The sequence below is a fragment of the Conchiformibius kuhniae DSM 17694 genome (assembly GCF_000428785.1).
GTDB classification, from domain to species: domain Bacteria; phylum Pseudomonadota; class Gammaproteobacteria; order Burkholderiales; family Neisseriaceae; genus Conchiformibius; species Conchiformibius kuhniae.
In genome coordinates this window covers 42,970-59,203 of record NZ_AUAP01000012.1, presented here as the reverse complement: position 1 = coordinate 59,203, position 16,234 = coordinate 42,970, and the positions used below count along the sequence as shown (strand labels likewise).

Below are 16,234 nucleotides of genomic sequence, written 5' to 3'. Positions count from 1 at the left end.
CGGCAGTTTTGCGGCGTGAAAGCAACGATGTCAAGTTTATGACGATACGCTCTATACCACAATATTCACCAACCGCTTCGGCACGACAACCACTTTCTTCGGCGTAGCGCCGTTAATGAATTTTTGTGCGCCCGCGCTCGCCAGCGCGGCAGTTTCCAAAGCGGCGTTGTCCGCATCGGCGGGAACGGTGATTTTGTCGCGCAGCTTGCCGTTTACCTGCACCATAATTTCCACTTCGTCCTGCACCAGCGCGGCGGCATCGGGCTGCGGCCAGCTTTGCGCCCACAGGCTGCCGCCGCACAATTCCGCCCACAGCGCATCGCAAATATGCGGCGTCATCGGTGCGAGCAGCAACAGCACGTTTTCCAGCACTTCGCGGGCAAGGGCGCGACCCGTTTCGCTGTCGGTGTTGGTTTTGTCGTATTGGTTCAGCAGTTCCATCACGGCGGCGATGGCGGTGTTAAACTGCTGACGGCGTTCGCAATCGTCCGTAACCTTGGCGATGGTGCTGTGCAGTTTGAAACGCAAATCTTTCAGGCTGCCTGAAAGCACGTTTTGCCCGCCCGCAAACTTGGCAACGTCCCGCCCGCCGTGTTGCACAAATTCGTAAACCGTGCGCCACAAACGCCGCAAAAAGCGGTACGCGCCTTCCACCGCGCCGTCCGACCATTCCAGCGACTGTTCGGGCGGCGCGGCAAACATGATAAACAGCCGCGCCGTGTCCGCGCCGTAGCGTTCCACCAACTCCTGCGGGTCAATGCCGTTGTTTTTGGACTTGGACATTTTTTGCACGCCGCCGATGTTCACGGGCAGACCGTCTTCACGCAACACGGCGGCAACGGGACGCCCTTTCTCATCGGTTTGCACCTCCACTTCGGCGGGGTTGAACCAGATTTTTTTGCCGTCTTCCTGCTCGCGGAAATAAGTCGCCTGCAAGACCATTCCCTGTGTAAACAACTGTTTAAACGGCTCGCGCACGGGAACGATGCCCTCATCGTTCATCATTTTGGTAAAGAAACGCGCATACAGCAGATGCAAAATCGCGTGTTCAATGCCGCCGATGTATTGGTCAACCTGACCCCAATACGCCGCCGCTTCGGGCGCGACCATGCCGCCGTCAAACTGCGGCGACAAATAACGGAATTGATACCAGCTTGATTCCACAAAGGTATCCATCGTATCCGTTTCGCGGCGGGCGGGGCTGCCGCAGCGCGGACACGCCGTTTCGTAAAATTCCGGCATTTTCGTCAAAGGCGAACTGCCGCCGTCCGGCACAACGCCTTCGGGCAACACAACGGGTAATTGTTCCGCCGGAACAGGCACATCGCCGCAACTTTCGCAATGCACAATCGGAATCGGACAACCCCAATAACGTTGCCGCGAAATGCCCCAATCGCGCAAACGGTATTGCGTTTTGCGTCCGCCCGCGTTGTCGCGTTCCAACTGGTCGGCAACCGCTTCAAACGCTGCCTGAACGCTCAAACCGTCAAATTCGCCGCTATTGACCAGCACCGCATTTTCCTTTTGCGCGTACCAATCCTGCCACTGCTGCGGGTCGTAAGCGGCGGGCGCGTCCTGCACATCAATCACTTGGCGCACGGGCAGGGCGTATTTTTGCGCGAACGCGAAATCGCGTTCATCGTGCGCGGGAACGACCATTACCGCACCGTCGCCGTAGCCCCACACCACATAATTTGCCACCCACACGGGCAACACTTCGCCGTTCAAAGGATTGACGACATGGCGACCCGTGGGCATGCCTTTCTTTTCCATCGTTGCCAAATCCGCTTCGGCGGTGCTGCCCGCCTTGCATTCGGCGATAAACGCCTGCAATTCGGGATTATTTTCGGCGGCGGCTTCGGCAAGCGGGTGTTCCGCCGCCACCACCACCGCACACGCGCCGAACACCGTATCGGGGCGCGTGGTGTAAACCTGAACATAATCCGCGTCCAAACCCGCGCGTTCGTTTTCAGGCAGCCTGAAACGCACCTGCACGCCCACCGATTTGCCAATCCAATTGCGCTGCATGGTTTTAACCTGTTCGGGCCAATCCAAACCGTCCAAATCCTGCAAAAGCTGTTCGGCGTAATCGGTGATGCGGAAGTAATACATCGGGATTTCGCGTTTTTCCACCAATGCCCCGCTACGCCAGCCGCGCCCGTCAATCACCTGCTCGTTGGCAAGTACGGTGTTGTCCACAGGGTCCCAGTTCACCCAGCCCAATTTTCGGTAAATCAAGCCTTTTTCAAACAATTTGGTAAACAAAAGCTGTTCCCAACGGTAGTATTCGGGCGTGCAGGTGGCGATTTCGCGCTGCCAGTCAAAGGCGAAACCCAAGCGTTGCAATTGTCCGCGCATTTCCGCGATATTGGCATACGTCCACTCGGACGGGGCAACGCCGTGATTGATGGCGGCGTTTTCGGCGGGCATGCCGAACGCGTCCCAGCCGATGGGCTGCAAGACGTTGAATCCGTTTAACTGTTTGAAACGGCTGCGCACATCGCCAATGGTGTAATTGCGGACGTGTCCCATGTGCAGCTTGCCGCTTGGGTAGGGGAACATGGACAGACAGTAGAATTTGGGCTTGTCCGCGCCGTTTTCGGCGCGTGCCAAGCCTTGCGCCTGCCAAGCGGCTTGGACGGCAGGCTCGATTTGGTCGGGACGGTAGGTTTCTTGCATGGTGGTGTTTCCGATTTCAAATGCGCGGATTATAGCAGACGGCGGGGAAAATTCAGGCAGCCGCGAGCTTTTGGGCTGCCTGAAAAGGATAAGGTGCGCTGTGCGTACCATCGGTTTGAACAAGGAACTGCCTGAAACGGTTTCAGGCAGCCCGCTTTGGTTAATTTGCGTAGCTTGGGTTAGGCAAAGCCGTAACCCAAAGTTTTGTTGGGTTACGCTGACGCTTCAACCCAACCTACTACTATTTTTATTTATTAGCTTGCTGTTTTAATAGGGAAATGACTTCTTTCAAAGCAGAAATTTCATTATCTTTCTGAAGCATCAACTCATCTTTATGTTGCAACATCAATTTTAATTTTTCAGTTTCCCATTCGCATTCGCCGATGTTGTTGCTGTACGAACTATTGTCGCCAATAATTTGTTGAACCAGTAAAATTTTATCATCTGTTTCAATTAATTTGGATACAGTAATATCAAATACAGCAGCAATTTTTTCCAGTTTTTCCAAATCCAATTTCCCTTCCCCGCGTTCCAAACGTGCATAACTGTTCGTTGAAATTTCCAATTTTTCTGCCATTTCTTCCTGAGACCAATGTTTCAACTCACGCAAATGGCGAATTTTATCATTCACAACCATTTTTTGTCCCAATAGCGTCTAAAAATTCAATTCTATCTTAAAAAATTTGTAGAGAAAACTTTGTTTCTGGGCTGGTGTAAAACCATGCAAGATAAGATAATAATTTTTATTGACTTTATTTAATTTAAAAGGAAAAAGAAATGAAATTTAATTTCCCGTATTTTTCAAGTGCAATCGTAGTTCTTTCATTAACTATGATAGGCTGTGATAATTCGTCAGTACAGAAAACTGCTGATTTTGCTAAAGAAGTGATTGATGATGAAAAAGTTAATCAGGCTATTGATGTTTTAACTGCAAATGCTGGCAACTGTGATTCAAGTGAAACAGAGCAAGCCATACTCGCACATATCGTAAAAGAATTTAATGAAAATAATCACGAAAAAAATATCCAATCATTGTTTGAAAGCAAGCAAATCCAGTTCGCACTTGTTGGTGCGAGAACCATTGATGACAATGTAACAAACAAGGAATGCGAAGCTTTGGCGCAATTCAAAATATCCAATCAAATTATTGATACATTAGATGATTTTAATAAAAAATATGTTGGATATATAAAATTGGTTGATAGTGCAAGAGAGTTTCTTGAACAGCATCTAGATTACAAAACTCATGAATGGGGTATAGATAAGTTGGTAGCTGGAGTAATAGACCATATTATTAGAAATAATGGTAAACTTGAGTTTGCAATAACATATAAAACTTCTGTTTCTGATGATAGAAAATATGTCCATATTAATGAATTTTTTGTTAATTCAAAAAATGGTAATGATGTGGATAGTGATAAGTCTCGTTCTGATATGTATAATATTTTACTTTTCTCAGAAATGGCTTTTAATCATAAAAATGATTTTGAAAACGAAATTAATAGTCAAGAAAGTAAATTGAAACGTTACTTGTTAGAAGCGCAAGCAAAATATATTGACAAGAAAATCAAATACTTTTTTGAGAATGATTCAAAACTGGCACAAGATAATCTGATTGAAAGTGTTGAAATTGAAAGTAGTGATAAGAACCAATTGGATTTAAATCAGGATTTCTATAAAAAGTACCATACCGTTGTTAAATTGGGAATTAAAGACCCTAATGATGGTAGTGTGTTGCTTTATCTAAAAATTAATATTGATTTGAATGATAAGAAAGTTAGAATGAAATATGATGTGGATAATTCTGATGAAGTGGATAATATTATAGAAAGGGCGTTTGGTTTGGAAAAATTTGCATATTACTTTAATACTGGCGTGTTGGAGGCAGATATAAATAGTATGATGGTTTTGGAAAATTTTGAAGATTTGTTGAATTTAAAAAAAGATTAACTTGTATATTTGGATAGGGTGCGCGTGGCGCGCCCTACTATTTAATCTCAATTAAATCACTATATTCCATCAAAATTCTTTTCCCTTTCCCATCATCATCTTCAACAAAACGCGGTGCAGGCAGCCTGAATTTTGCGGTTTCGGTGGCGCAAAAAGGCGGCTTGGGTGATATATGTTTGCGTTTCATAATATTGTGCTTACTCCGCCCAACGGTTTTCGCGCAATTTGCCGTCCGCGCTTTGCATCCGCGCCTGCAAAAGTTCCAGCGCGGGCGAGGGCGTGCCTGAAATCAGTTGTTTTCCTTGAAATTCCGCCGTTTCGCCATCGTGCAGCATGGCGGTGCTTTCGCCTTGATTGAGCATAAGCGGCAAAATCGGCGCATCGGGGCGCAACAGGCTGCTGCCAAAGGTGTAAACGGGCTGCCTGATGCCCAAAATATCGGCAAAAGTCGGCAGCAAATCGTAATGACTGCTTTCGCGGGCGTGGCGCACCGGCTGCGGGTCGGACGGGTCAAAAATAATCAAGGGGATATGAAAACGCTCGCGCACGTTTTCGTGGCGCACCGCGCTGTTGAGCGTGTGGTCGGCGGCGAACACGAATAAGGTATTGTTATACCAAGATTGTTTTTGCGCGTGTTTCATAAATTCGCCCACTGCCCAATCGCTGTATTTGAGCGTGTTTAAAAAGCCGTTTTCGCCTTTGGCATCATGCGGATAAGCACGAAATTCCGCGCCAACGTCCGCAAACGGCTCATGGGTCGTGCCGGTAAACAGAAAGGCGAAAAACGGGCGTTGCGGCTGTTCGTTTAATTTTTTGTGCAAAAACATCAAAGTATCGTAATCCCAGCCGAATGCGGGAACGCCCTGACCGTAATCGCGCAGCACAGGCACGTCTTCTTGTCCGTAATATTCCTGAAAACCCAAGGCTTTAGCGATGCCGTCCATGTGAAATGAGCGGCGTTTGGACGATTGCGCCATAATCGTGCGGTAGCCTTGTGCGCCCGCGAGTTCGGCGATGCGGCTGATGCGGTTCAATTCCAGCCCAAAGCCGAGCGGCTCGCGTTCAGGCAGGGCGGGGACGGAAGTCAGGGCTGCCTGAATGCCGATGATGCTGCGCTGTCCCGCCGCGTAAAAGTTGTCCCACACTTGGCTTTGCCGTGCCAGCGCGTCCATATTCGGGGTAACGCCGTAATTTTTCCCTGCCAAAGCATCAATATAGTGGTATGACCAGCTTTCCAATAAGATAAAAACGATGTTTTTGCCGGACGGTTTGCCCTGTGGTCGGTATAAAAACGGTTGCGGATTGTGTGCGGCGAAACCGCGCATCTGCGCTTCGTCCAGATAATGTAAGGGTTTGATGTTGTTTCGGTCTTTCCACGCTTTGATGCTCAACAAGGCGCCGTTCAGGGCAAGATTGGCTTGCGCCTGACCGGTGCCGTCAAAGGCGTCAATCGCGCTCAAGGGTTTGCCTTGCAGCACCATGCCGCGCCCCAAAAATGCCAGCAGCAATAAAGTTAAGAGGTTGATGGAAATTAATTTTTTCAGGCTGCCTGAACAATCCCGCGCCGCGCCCGCCACCCAACGCCGCCACGCCCACGCCAAGCCGAGCAATGCCGCCGTGCCGCCCAGCGTTGCCGTCAGCCGCGATTGTCCCGCCGTTTGCAGGATTTCGCCCAAATCGTTGCCGATATTGAATAATTCGCCGCCAAGATGCCGATTGACTTCGCCGAAATACACCGCGTCCGCATACGCCGCGCCGAACAGCACCGCCAACACCGCGCCGCACGCCCACGCGCAAAAACGGCGCAGCTTCGCCGTCTGCCATCGCGGAACGGGCAGCAGCAGCACGAGCAAAAACGGTGCACACGCCAGCGTGATAAGTTGCGCGTCAAACCGCAGCCCCGTTGCCAACGCCCGCCACAGCGAAGCATCGGCGAAATGGTCGCGGTAGGCGAGAAACAAGCCCGTCCGCAGCGCGGCAAATGCCAATGCTGCCACCGCAAAAATCCGTATCATCAACATGTTGTATGCTCAAAGTAGTGGCGCATCACCAACAGCGCCGTCAGCAGTTCGGTTTTGGCATCGGCGAAAGGGCGCATCCACGCGTTCGCTGCCGCCACGATTTTTTGTGCCGCTTCGGGGCGGGCGCGGTAGAAGTTTAATTTTTCGTTCAAATCCGAATAGTCGTCCGCCAAGGGGATATAGTGGACGTGCGGCTGCAAACGTCCTTCCGTCAGCCATGTTTCGTAGCGCGGCTGCGTCATCACGCACACGGATTGCGAGGCGAGAATCCATTTCAGATTGGTGGCAACGTCGTTGCCTTCAATGCTCAACACAAAGCGGTGGCGCAGTTGCTCCGCCACGGTGAGGTAGGGACGGAAATAGGGTTGGTCTGCCGATTTTTTGTGGACGCAGCCGACATCGCAAAGCGGGTGGTCGTGGTAACGCTCGAGAAAACGCAGCCGTTGTGTCTGATGCGCGGCACCGCGCCACACCAGCGAATCGTGTTTGTCGGCGTAACGGTAGGGGTCGGGAACGGTGTAGAAATGGCGTACGCTGTCGAGTTTGAGCAGCACGGAACAGGCGTTGTCGCCGTGAATGGGGCGGCTTTTGACGAATGCGGGCTGCGGCGGTACGTCAATCACGTCGCCGAACACGCATTCAAACGGCGTACCGGCGGGAAAATAGCGCAGCAGCGCCGCCAAGTCGTAAAAATAGGCAGAATGCCCGCGTTTGCGGAATGCGCCGATGCGTTGCGGGCTGCCTGAAAGCGGCTGCATGCCCTGCAAACGGTTGCAATAGGCGGCGCGTTCGCCGATGTATTGCCGTTGCGCTTCGGGCAAGCGCGGCAGTTCCGCCAGCACCGCATCGGCGTTGCGTGCCAGCCAAGCATGCGGCAGCGCGCCCAAGTGGGCATGGCGCAGATAATAGGCAAATTTGTGCCAACGGCGGTGATAAATGCTGTGGCGGAATGAAAACATGACGATTCCTAAAACCTGTCTGCGGACTGCACCACCGCCAAAACCCCTTCGCGGAACGCGCAAACCATTTCGTCCGCCAAAAACTCATTGCTGATGAGGGCGGGCGGATAGGCGTAATCCGCGCCGTGCAGGGGATAACGCACGCCGCGCAGGGTCAGCCCCGCCAGCGCGGTCAGCCCGATAAACGAAAGATAATGTTTGTTTTTTTCGCGGCGGATACGGTGTTCGCCCGCGTTGAGAAAACGCAGGCTGCTGCCGTGTTCCGTAAAATAAAATTTCTCGCGCCACGCGGCAAAACGCGGCTGCCGCGCCAGCCAGACATTACAGAGCAAATGGTCGAGCCGCCCCGCACCGAGTGCACCCAAGATGACGATTTGTTCAATTTCATCAACGCGGTAATTCGGCAGCAGATGCAGCAGCGCGGCTTCCAAATCGGTGTCGTTTTTTTCGTGCGGCAGACGCAGCACATTGGCGCAAACGGCGGGCGGTGGCGCACTGTCAAAATCGCCCACCGCCCAATCGGGCGCGAAACCCGCCGCCGCCAAACGCGCCGCGCCCGCGTCCACGCCCACCAGCAAATCGGGCGGCAGCGTGTGCAATACGGACAAATTGGGATTGTCCGCGCCCGCGCAGAATACCAGCGTTTTCATAATGTTGTCCTTTTTCAGGCAGTTTGGGGCGTATCCTCATTTGACTGTAAAAATGCTGCACCGTCATTCCCGCGCAGGCGGGAATCCAAGTCAAAGTAAAGCCAACTTTGAAAAAAACATCGCTTGCCCGGTATCTGGCAGTGGATTCCCGCCTGCGCGGGAATGACGGCATTTTTGTACTGTATTGGTTTTTAGCGGGAAAATTTAAATAATGACACGCCCCGTGTTTAATCGGCAACGGGTTTTTCCGCCGCCACCTGCTCAATCAGTTGCGACAAATTCATGCCGCGCTCCAGCGATTCATCGTAAACAAAATGCAGCTCCGGCGTGCGGAACACGGTGATGCGTTTGGACAATTCGCTGCGCAAAAAGCCTTTGGCGCGTTCCAGCGCGGCGGCGGTGTCGGCGCGGCTGTCCGCGTCCAGCACGGTGTAATAAACGGTGGCATGGCTGTAATCGCGGCTCACCTGCACTTCGTTTACGGTAATCACGCCCGCGCACGGGTCTTTCAAGCCCACGCGCAGCAGTTGCGCCAGTTCGCGCATGATTTGCTCGCCCACGCGCTCGCTGCGGGCGAAGTTTCGGTTGTGTTTTTTCAAAATGTGTCCTTAAAAAACGAAAAAAACGAATGATTCGATTATAACCGCTTTTGTGCGGGGCAACGTTGCGGGATTTGCCGTTTCGTTTTATATTAGTGCGTTTGGCGGCGCAACGCCGTGTCGGGGCATTTTGCCCGTGTTGTGGTTCACACCCTGTGAGGTTTTTTATGGATACCGATATTTTGGTGATTGGCGGCGGGCCGGCGGGTTTGGCGTTTGCGCGGCAGTTTGCCGGCAGCCGTTTGCGCCTGACCGTGCTGGAGCAGTCGCCCCCCGAAGTGTTGCAGCACCCGCCTTATGACGGTCGCGAAATCGCGCTCACCCACCGTTCCTGCGACATTTTGCGCGAACTGGACATTTGGCGGCGCATTCCCGAACACGAAATTTACCGTTTGCGCGATGCCAAAGTGTACAACGGCACGTCCGATTATACGCTGCATTTTCCCGAGCCTGCCCGCGCGCGCGGCGGCAAAACCGACCGTTTGGGCAATTTGGTGTCCAACCACAACATCCGCCGTGCCGCTTATCAGGCGGTTGCCGAATGTGCCAACGTCGTCCTGCGTTGCGGCACGGGCGTGAAAAACGTGCGTACCGACAAACACGCCGCCACCGCCGAATTGGCAGACGGCACCAGCTTGCGCGCCCGCCTGCTGGTTGCCGCCGACAGCCGCATGTCGCAAACGCGCCGCCAGCTCGGCATTGCCGCCGATTTGCACGACTTCGGGCGCACCGTCATCGTCTTCCGCACCCGCCACAGCCTCTCGAACCAACACACTGCCAGCGAATGCTTTTTCTACGGGCGCACGCTCGCGCTGCTGCCCTTGGAAACCCATTTGACCAATTGCGTGGTAACCATTGCCAACACCCGCGCCCACGAATTATTGTCGCTCGCCCCCGCCGAATTGGTCAAACAGGTACAAACCATGCTGCGCGGCAAGCTCGGCGACATGGAAATTGCCGGCACGGTGCACAGCTACCCCCTGATGGGCGTGCATGCCAAACGTTTTTACGCCACCCGCGCCGCCTTGATAGGCGATGCGGCGGTGGGCATGCACCCCGTTACCGCGCACGGCTTCAATCTCGGCTTGGAAAGTGCCGACCTGCTTGCCAAACGCATTTTGCAGGCGGAACGGCGCGGCAAAGACATCGGTGCCGACGCCCTGCTCGAAGAATACAGCTTCCGCCACCAACTGCGCACCCGCCCGCTTTATCACGGCACCAACGCGATGGTCGGACTGTTCACCAACGACGCCGCGCCCGCCAAACTGCTGCGCGGTGCCGCACTGCGCTTGAGCAACAACCTCCCCCCCCTGAAAAAACTGATTAGCAAACAGCTTACTGGCTGATAGGAAACCCATGCTTCCCCGTCCCGACTTTGATTTGCTGCTGTTTGGCGCGAGCGGCGATTTGGCATTGCGCAAACTGTTTCCCGCACTGTACCGCGCCCACGCGCACGGGCTGCTCCACCCCGATGCGCGGATTATCGGCATCGGGCGCAGCGCGGGCAACGACCACAGCTTCCGCCAACGCCTGAACGAAACCCTTGCCCGCGAAGACGGACACGCTTGGGACGCTTTTTTGCGGCGCGTGCATTACATCAGCGCCGATTTGTCGCAAACAGACGCGTTTTCCGCATTGGCGCAAACCGTGCGCCCCGATGTGCAGCCGATAGCCTATCTTTCCACCGCGCCCGATTTGTTCGTCCCCGTTTGTCGCGGCTTGGCGCAAGCGGGGCTGAGCAGGGCGCGGGTGGTGCTGGAAAAGCCCTTGGGGCACGACTTGGCATCGTCCCGCCACATCAATGCGGAAGTGGGCAGATATTTCCCTGAAGCGCAGATTTACCGCATCGACCACTATTTGGGCAAACCCGCTTTGCAAAGCCTGCTGCCCCTGCGTTTTGACAATCTGTTTTTCGAACCCGTTTGGCACAGTGGCTGTGTCCGTTCCGTGCAAATCACGGTGGCGGAAACGCTGGGCGTGGGGACGCGCGGCGCGTTTTACGACCGTACGGGCGCGTTGCGCGACATGGTGCAGAACCATTTGCTGCAAATGCTGTGCTTTACCGCGATGGAGCGTCCCGCTTCGTCTGATGCCGATGCGGTGCGCGATGCCAAGCTGGCGTTTTTAAACAGTTTGCGGATTTACCGGCCGCACGAGGCAGACATTTATGCCGTGCGCGGACAATATGCGGGCTACACCGCCGAGCCGTCCGTTGCTCCCGACAGCCGCACGGAAACCTTTGCCGCCGTACAGGTGGTGTCGGACAGTCCGCGTTGGGCGGGCGTGCCGTTTTACCTGCGTAGCGGCAAGTGCATGGCGCAAAAATTGGCGCAAATCGTGGTGGATTTCAAACCCGCCGCCGCCCTGTTCGGGCAAAGTGCCAACCGTTTGACCGTGTCGCTGCAACCCGATGAAACGGTTTCCCTGCGTGTGGCGGCAGGCGGCGGGCAAACGGGTGAAATGGTGTTGGACTTGGCGGCGCAGTCGCCCGAACGGCGCATGGAAGCCTATGAAACCCTGCTGCTGGAGGTGATTGGCGGACGTTTGGCATTGTTCAACCGCCGCGATGAGCTGGAAGCGGCGTGGGCATGGGCAACGCCGATATTGGCGCGTTGGCAGGAGCCGTCCGCGCCCGCTCCGCAGATTTATCCTGTCGGCAGTTGGGGCGCGGCGGCAGCCGATGCGCTGACCGCGCGTAACGGCGATGTGTGGCTGCCGTTTTAGGGTGTGTCGTCAATTGACCGGAAAAGCAAATACCGTCATTCCCGCGTGGGCGGGAATGACGGTGCCGTGTTTTTCAGTCGATTGATGACACGCCCTAATGATGCTGTTTCATGCCGTATTTTTTCTCCAATACGGCAAACAGCCAGCCCAGCAGCATGGTGAGCAGCAGATAAATCAGGGCAACGGCATAAAGCGGTTCGTCATACACGGAATAGCGTCCGGAAATGGTTCTTTGCACGTATGCCAGCTCCGCCACCGCAATCGCCGAGAGCAGGGAGCTGTCTTTGAGCAGGGTGATGAATTCGTTGGCAAAGGGCGGCAGCATGCGCCGCAGGGCTTGCGGCAGAATCACGTAACGCATGGCTTGGGCGTAGCTCAAACCCAAAGAACGCGCCGCTTCCATTTGTCCTTTGTCGATGGACTGAATGCCGGCGCGGATGATTTCGGTAATGTAGGCGCCAGCATTGACGGTGAGTGCCAATACGCCCGCAATCAGTGCGCCGTGGTTGCGCCGCAGCTCCGATGCCAAATCGCCGCTAATCAGCAAGCCGTGGTTGGGGTGTATCAGGGCGGCGAGCCAAACGAAATACCAGATAAAAATTTGTACGAACAGGGGCGTGCCGCGAAACAGGGTAACGTAGATGCCCGACAGCGTCCGCAGCAGCCACGCGCCCGCGCGCAGGGCGGGGCCGCCTTTTTCGGTGCGGGCAATCCGCGCCAGTGCGCCAAACAGCCCCAATACCGTGCCGCCGAACACCGATGCCACCGTGATGCCCAGTGTGGTGAGTGCGCCGAAGACGAACATCAGGCGGTATTCGTACAGGCGCGGGAAGGTTTCGGCAAACCAATTGACAACAAAATCCATAAGGCGATGCTTCTCCGGTCGGGTTAAACGGAACAGTTTGCCCGCGCTCGGCTAAACGGTCGGGCAAAAGCGGCTTATTTTACCGCAAATGTCGCCCTTGAGAGAAAAAATAAACCGTTTGGGGCGAAATCCGCGCCGCAAACGCGTCTTGCAAACGGACAAATGGCAGAAATCATGTGCATAGACTGCCAAAAAACGTTAAAATCGAAGCGGTCGGGCGTTGCCGCCCGTTTTTGTCTTTAACCACTCCCCAACCAAATATAAGGAGTCTCCCGCATGAGACCGTGGAAAACAGGTTTGCAAACCGCTATTTTGGCGACTTTGGTCGCGGCCGGCCTGAGCGGTTGTGCCGCAGCCCTTATCGGCGGCGGGCTGGCCGCTTCTTCAATTACCGACCGGCGTTCGGCAGGCTCGCAGGCCGACGACCAAGTGATGGAACTGCATGTGAAAAGCAAGGCGCAGGCGATTTTGCGCCGCAACAGCTACGGCGGGTTCAAGCCTTCGGTGTCGGTGGTCAGCTACAACCGCCGTCTGCTGCTGCTCGGTCAGGTGGCAACGCAGGCAGACCGTCAAACGGTCGAGCGCATCGCCCGTGCCGAGCGCAGCGCCGCCGCCGTGTACAACCACATCAATGTCGCCACCACCGCCCGCACCGCCGCCGACATCAGCAACGATACTTCGATTACCGCACGGGTTCGCGCCAATTTGTTGAACGTGCAGGGCGTTTATCCCGGACACGTCAAGGTGGTAACTTATGCGGGCGTAACCTATGTGATGGGCATGCTCAGCCCCGAGCAGCAGGCTGCGGTGAACCAGCGCGTCAGCACCACGCCGGGCGTCATCAGCGTGGTTACCCTGTACGAAAACTATACCGAATCGCCTTATTGACCGCCGTGCGCCGTCCCTTTGCCGCCTTTGGCGCGGGCATCGGGCGGGCAAACGGTTACGGCACGGTCTGAACGGAAATTTTATGTCGAACCACACCAATTCCAAATTCACCTTCGGCAACATCCTGCTCGGATTGCTGGCATTGGGGACGCTTATTGTCAGTGCGTTGATGGCTTTGGTTTATTTTGAAGTTACCCGCACGCCCAAGCGTACGGCGGCCATCGTGCAGCAGGAAAACGGCGCATCGGCCGCGCCGGTGGAGGCGATGTCGCCGGACGGCCGTCCGGTAACCGTTGCCACCGCCAATCCGGGTGCTGAAGCCGCCTCCGCGCCGGCCGACCCCGACCGCCGCAAAGAAGCCGAAGCCGCCGCCAGCGCGCTCAATGCCGACTCGGCTGCCGCGCTGCCGCCCGTCAATACCCGCGCCCTCACCGGCGGGCAGCAGGTGCCGCGCAAACCGCGTCCGAAGCGCCCGCCCCGCGAAACCGCCAACGCCGAAGCGGCACAAAACACACGTTCGCAACGCAGCCAAAACACCGGCGGCGAAGTTGCGCTCGAGCCGGTCAATGTGCCGCGCGAACGCCCCCTGCCGCCGCGCAACCGCAACAGCGATTCGGGCAACAGCCGTCCGTCCCGCCAAAGCCAAGCTTCTTCGGGCGAGCGTGAACTCACCCCCGTCCGTCCCGCGCAAAACAACCGCCAAACCGAAGCCATCGACGCCCTGTTTTGATTTTTCAAACAGATGCTTGGCGGTTTTTGTCGAGCGGGTATTGACATTTTTGCCGCGAAAGACTAGAATTTACTTTTTCGCGGGTCGTTAGCTCAGTCGGTAGAGCAGCGGACTTTTAATCCGTTGGTCGAGCGTTCGAATCGCTCACGACCCACCAAACACAGCAAGCCCTGACGGTTGTCAGGGCTTGTTTTCCGTTCTATTGCGCCCGATTTTCCCGATTTTCGGTATTTTGTCGCGCATCTTCCAGCTTCATCAAGCGGTTGCGGCGGCGCACCAGTGCCACCCACACCGAAAACACCGTTGGCAAAACGGTGAAAAACATCAAATAAATCAGTTTTCTGGCAATGCCCGGCTGCGCCAGTGCAAACATCATGGTGGTGAAAACATAGCCAATCAGCACAATATGCCACATGGGTTTACATTCCGAAAAAGCGCGATTATAGTGTATGTCCTTATATTTTTGTCAGGAAAATGCCATGTCCCACCCCACCGATTTGCCCGCGTGGCAGCAGTTGGCGCAGGATTACCGCGAAACTTGCCGCACGCACATGCGCGATTGGTTCGCGCAAGACCCGCAGCGCGCCGAGCGTTATTGGCTGGACGTGGGCGGGATTCACTTGGATTTTGCCAAAAACCGCATTAACGACACGATTCTGCGCCATTTGACCGAGTTGGCGGAACAAAGCGGCGTGCCGGAACAAAGGGCGGCGATGTTTGGCGGCGAAAAAATCAACACCACCGAACAACGCGCCGCCCTGCACACCGCATTGCGCCGGCGCGGCGATGCGCCCGTTTGCACGGACGGCGAAAACGTGATGCCGAAAATTCACGCGGTGCTGGCGAAAATGGGGCGTTTTGCCCATGCCGTGCGGAGCGGGCAGTGGCTGGGGCATACCGGTCAGGTGATTACCGATGTGGTCAATATCGGCATCGGCGGCTCGGATTTGGGCCCCCTGATGATGTGTTCCGCGCTCAAGCCCTACGGACATCCGCGCTTGAACATGCACTTTGTTTCCAATGTGGACGGCATGCAGTTGGCGGGCGTGCTGGCAAAAGTCCACCCCGCCACCACCCTGTTTGTGATTGCCTCCAAAACCTTCACCACGCAGGAAACCCTCACCAATGCCAAAACCGCCCGCGAATGGTTTTTGCGCGGGGCGGGGGAGGCAGACATTGCCAAACATTTTGTTGCCGTGTCCACCAACCATGAAGCGGTGGCGGCGTTCGGCATCGACACCGCGCACATGTTTGAATTTTGGGATTGGGTGGGCGGACGCTACAGCCTGTGGTCTGCCATCGGCTTGCCGATTATGCTGTATTTGGGCGAAGACAACTTCGTCAAAATGCTGGAAGGGGCGCAACTGATGGACGAACATTTCGCCTGTGCGCCTTTGGCGCGCAATATGCCTGTGGTGTTGGCGATGCTGGGCATCTGGTACATCAATTTTTACGGCGCGTCCACGCACCTGATTGCGCCCTACGACCAGCTTTTGCACCGTTTTCCCAAATTTATCCAGCAGTTGGACATGGAGTCCAACGGCAAGCAAACGCGCAAAGACGGCACGCTTGCCGGATATGCCACCGGCCCGATTGTGTGGGGCGAAACGGGCATCAACGGGCAGCACGCTTTTTTCCAACTGCTGCATCAAGGCACGCACCTGACACCTGCCGATTTGATTGTGTCGCTGGACAAGCAGGGCAACCTGCCCGGACACCACGAGATTTTGCTCAGCAATGTGTTTGCCCAAGCCGAAGCGTTTATGCGCGGCAAAACCGCCGCCGAAGCACGGGCGGAGCTGTTGGCGCAAGGCATGGACGAAGCGGCAGCCGATGCGCTGGTGCCGCACAAAGTCTTTTCGGGCAACCGCCCCACTAATATGATTTTGCTGGACAAAATCGACCCGTTGAATATGGGCTCGCTGGTGGCGCTGTACGAACACAAGGTGTTTGTGCAAGGCGTGGTGTGGGGCATCAACAGCTTCGACCAATGGGGAGTGGAATTGGGTAAGCAGTTGGCAGGAACGGTGTTGGCGGAGCTGAACGGCACTTTGGCGGCGCAGCCGCACGATGCTTCCACCATGCGGCTGATTCGGCTTTACCGCCGCGCCAATTGCGAAACGGACGGCACCTGCCATTTGTTTTGATGTATGTGGTTGATGTGATTTG

General features: G+C 55.1%; 15 protein-coding genes and 1 tRNA gene. 7 read left to right on the top strand and 9 right to left on the bottom strand.

Annotation, left to right across the window (positions count from 1 at the left end; all coding sequences use genetic code 11):
- Positions 1–51: 51 nt before the first annotated feature.
- Complete coding sequence (gene leuS / locus G392_RS0105880) at positions 52–2,679, bottom strand: leucine--tRNA ligase (protein WP_027009495.1); 2,628 nt, start codon at positions 2,677–2,679, stop codon at positions 52–54.
- Between the two features lie 247 nt (positions 2,680–2,926).
- Positions 2,927–3,316, bottom strand: coding sequence for a helix-turn-helix domain-containing protein (locus G392_RS0105875; RefSeq protein WP_027009494.1), 390 nt, complete (start codon positions 3,314–3,316; stop codon positions 2,927–2,929).
- 140 nt (positions 3,317–3,456) lie between these two features.
- Between G392_RS0105875 and G392_RS0105870 the strand changes: the two genes are divergently transcribed.
- The gene (locus G392_RS0105870) at positions 3,457–4,629 is read left to right on the top strand and encodes a hypothetical protein (RefSeq protein WP_156900825.1); all 1,173 of its coding nucleotides are present in this window, start codon (positions 3,457–3,459) and stop codon (positions 4,627–4,629) included.
- A gap of 37 nt (positions 4,630–4,666) precedes the next feature.
- Here G392_RS0105870 and G392_RS13580 read toward each other — a convergent pair whose 3' ends face one another.
- The 5 genes from G392_RS13580 to rbfA form a co-directional block, all read right to left on the bottom strand.
- Complete coding sequence (locus G392_RS13580; protein ID WP_156900824.1) at positions 4,667–4,816, bottom strand: hypothetical protein; 150 nt, start codon at positions 4,814–4,816, stop codon at positions 4,667–4,669.
- 10 nt (positions 4,817–4,826) lie between these two features.
- Positions 4,827–6,644 (bottom strand): LTA synthase family protein, encoded by a 1,818-nt coding sequence (locus G392_RS0105865; RefSeq protein WP_342663303.1) that lies wholly within the window; start codon positions 6,642–6,644, stop codon positions 4,827–4,829.
- Positions 6,644–7,609, bottom strand: a complete 966-nt coding sequence (locus tag G392_RS0105860) for a glycosyl transferase family 90 (RefSeq protein WP_034334538.1) — start codon at positions 7,607–7,609, stop codon at positions 6,644–6,646. Before G392_RS0105860 ends, G392_RS0105865 begins: the two co-directional genes overlap by 1 nt.
- Before the next feature lie 8 nt (positions 7,610–7,617).
- Entirely contained in the window at positions 7,618–8,259 is a 642-nt protein-coding gene (locus tag G392_RS0105855; protein ID WP_027009490.1) for a thiamine diphosphokinase, read from the bottom strand.
- A 227-nt stretch (positions 8,260–8,486) separates the two neighbouring features.
- Positions 8,487–8,858: a 30S ribosome-binding factor RbfA gene (gene rbfA, locus G392_RS0105850; RefSeq protein WP_027009489.1), complete on the bottom strand. Its 372-nt coding sequence runs from the start codon at positions 8,856–8,858 to the stop codon at positions 8,487–8,489.
- Between the two features lie 167 nt (positions 8,859–9,025).
- Between rbfA and ubiM the strand changes: the two genes are divergently transcribed.
- Entirely contained in the window at positions 9,026–10,204 is a 1,179-nt protein-coding gene (gene ubiM, locus G392_RS0105845) for a 5-demethoxyubiquinol-8 5-hydroxylase UbiM (protein WP_034334536.1), read from the top strand.
- A 10-nt stretch (positions 10,205–10,214) separates the two neighbouring features.
- Positions 10,215–11,582: a glucose-6-phosphate dehydrogenase gene (zwf, locus tag G392_RS0105840; RefSeq protein ID WP_027009487.1), complete on the top strand. Its 1,368-nt coding sequence runs from the start codon at positions 10,215–10,217 to the stop codon at positions 11,580–11,582.
- A 94-nt stretch (positions 11,583–11,676) separates the two neighbouring features.
- Here zwf and G392_RS0105835 read toward each other — a convergent pair whose 3' ends face one another.
- Entirely contained in the window at positions 11,677–12,447 is a 771-nt protein-coding gene (locus tag G392_RS0105835) for an amino acid ABC transporter permease (RefSeq protein WP_027009486.1), read from the bottom strand.
- 276 nt (positions 12,448–12,723) lie between these two features.
- Here G392_RS0105835 and G392_RS0105830 point away from each other — a divergent pair, with 276 nt between their 5' ends.
- The 3 genes from G392_RS0105830 (at position 12,724) to G392_RS0105820 (ending at position 14,222) form a co-directional block, all read left to right on the top strand.
- Positions 12,724–13,335 (top strand): BON domain-containing protein, encoded by a 612-nt coding sequence (locus tag G392_RS0105830; protein WP_027009485.1) that lies wholly within the window; start codon positions 12,724–12,726, stop codon positions 13,333–13,335.
- Positions 13,336–13,417: 82 nt separating this feature from the next.
- Positions 13,418–14,065, top strand: coding sequence for a hypothetical protein (locus tag G392_RS0105825; RefSeq protein WP_027009484.1), 648 nt, complete (start codon positions 13,418–13,420; stop codon positions 14,063–14,065).
- An 81-nt stretch (positions 14,066–14,146) separates the two neighbouring features.
- A tRNA-Lys gene (locus G392_RS0105820) sits at positions 14,147–14,222 on the top strand.
- A 42-nt stretch (positions 14,223–14,264) separates the two neighbouring features.
- Here G392_RS0105820 and G392_RS0105815 read toward each other — a convergent pair.
- Positions 14,265–14,480 carry a hypothetical protein gene (locus G392_RS0105815; RefSeq protein ID WP_027009483.1) on the bottom strand — a complete coding sequence of 72 codons (216 nt, stop codon included), beginning with the start codon at positions 14,478–14,480 and terminating at the stop codon, positions 14,265–14,267.
- 64 nt (positions 14,481–14,544) lie between these two features.
- On the opposite strand from G392_RS0105815, the gene pgi reads away from it, so the two are divergent.
- A complete protein-coding gene (gene pgi / locus G392_RS0105810) occupies positions 14,545–16,212 on the top strand; it encodes a glucose-6-phosphate isomerase (protein WP_027009482.1) in 1,668 nt (555 codons plus the stop codon).
- Positions 16,213–16,234 lie beyond the last annotated feature (22 nt).

Excerpts from the sequence above, each read along its gene's own strand:
- leuS (WP_027009495.1), bottom strand. The coding sequence starts at position 2,679 with ATGCAAGAAACCTACCGTCCCGACCAAATCGAGCCTGCCGTCCAAGCC.
- G392_RS0105875 (WP_027009494.1), bottom strand. The coding sequence starts at position 3,316 with ATGGTTGTGAATGATAAAATTCGCCATTTGCGTGAGTTGAAACATTGG.
- G392_RS0105870 (WP_156900825.1), top strand. The coding sequence starts at position 3,457 with ATGAAATTTAATTTCCCGTATTTTTCAAGTGCAATCGTAGTTCTTTCA.
- G392_RS13580 (WP_156900824.1), bottom strand. The coding sequence starts at position 4,816 with ATGAAACGCAAACATATATCACCCAAGCCGCCTTTTTGCGCCACCGAA.
- G392_RS0105865 (WP_342663303.1), bottom strand. The coding sequence starts at position 6,644 with ATGATACGGATTTTTGCGGTGGCAGCATTGGCATTTGCCGCGCTGCGG.
- G392_RS0105860 (WP_034334538.1), bottom strand. The coding sequence starts at position 7,609 with ATGTTTTCATTCCGCCACAGCATTTATCACCGCCGTTGGCACAAATTT.
- G392_RS0105855 (WP_027009490.1), bottom strand. The coding sequence starts at position 8,259 with ATGAAAACGCTGGTATTCTGCGCGGGCGCGGACAATCCCAATTTGTCC.
- ubiM (WP_034334536.1), top strand. The coding sequence starts at position 9,026 with ATGGATACCGATATTTTGGTGATTGGCGGCGGGCCGGCGGGTTTGGCG.
- zwf (WP_027009487.1), top strand. The coding sequence starts at position 10,215 with ATGCTTCCCCGTCCCGACTTTGATTTGCTGCTGTTTGGCGCGAGCGGC.
- G392_RS0105835 (WP_027009486.1), bottom strand. The coding sequence starts at position 12,447 with ATGGATTTTGTTGTCAATTGGTTTGCCGAAACCTTCCCGCGCCTGTAC.
- G392_RS0105830 (WP_027009485.1), top strand. The coding sequence starts at position 12,724 with ATGAGACCGTGGAAAACAGGTTTGCAAACCGCTATTTTGGCGACTTTG.
- G392_RS0105825 (WP_027009484.1), top strand. The coding sequence starts at position 13,418 with ATGTCGAACCACACCAATTCCAAATTCACCTTCGGCAACATCCTGCTC.
- G392_RS0105815 (WP_027009483.1), bottom strand. The coding sequence starts at position 14,480 with ATGTGGCATATTGTGCTGATTGGCTATGTTTTCACCACCATGATGTTT.
- pgi (WP_027009482.1), top strand. The coding sequence starts at position 14,545 with ATGTCCCACCCCACCGATTTGCCCGCGTGGCAGCAGTTGGCGCAGGAT.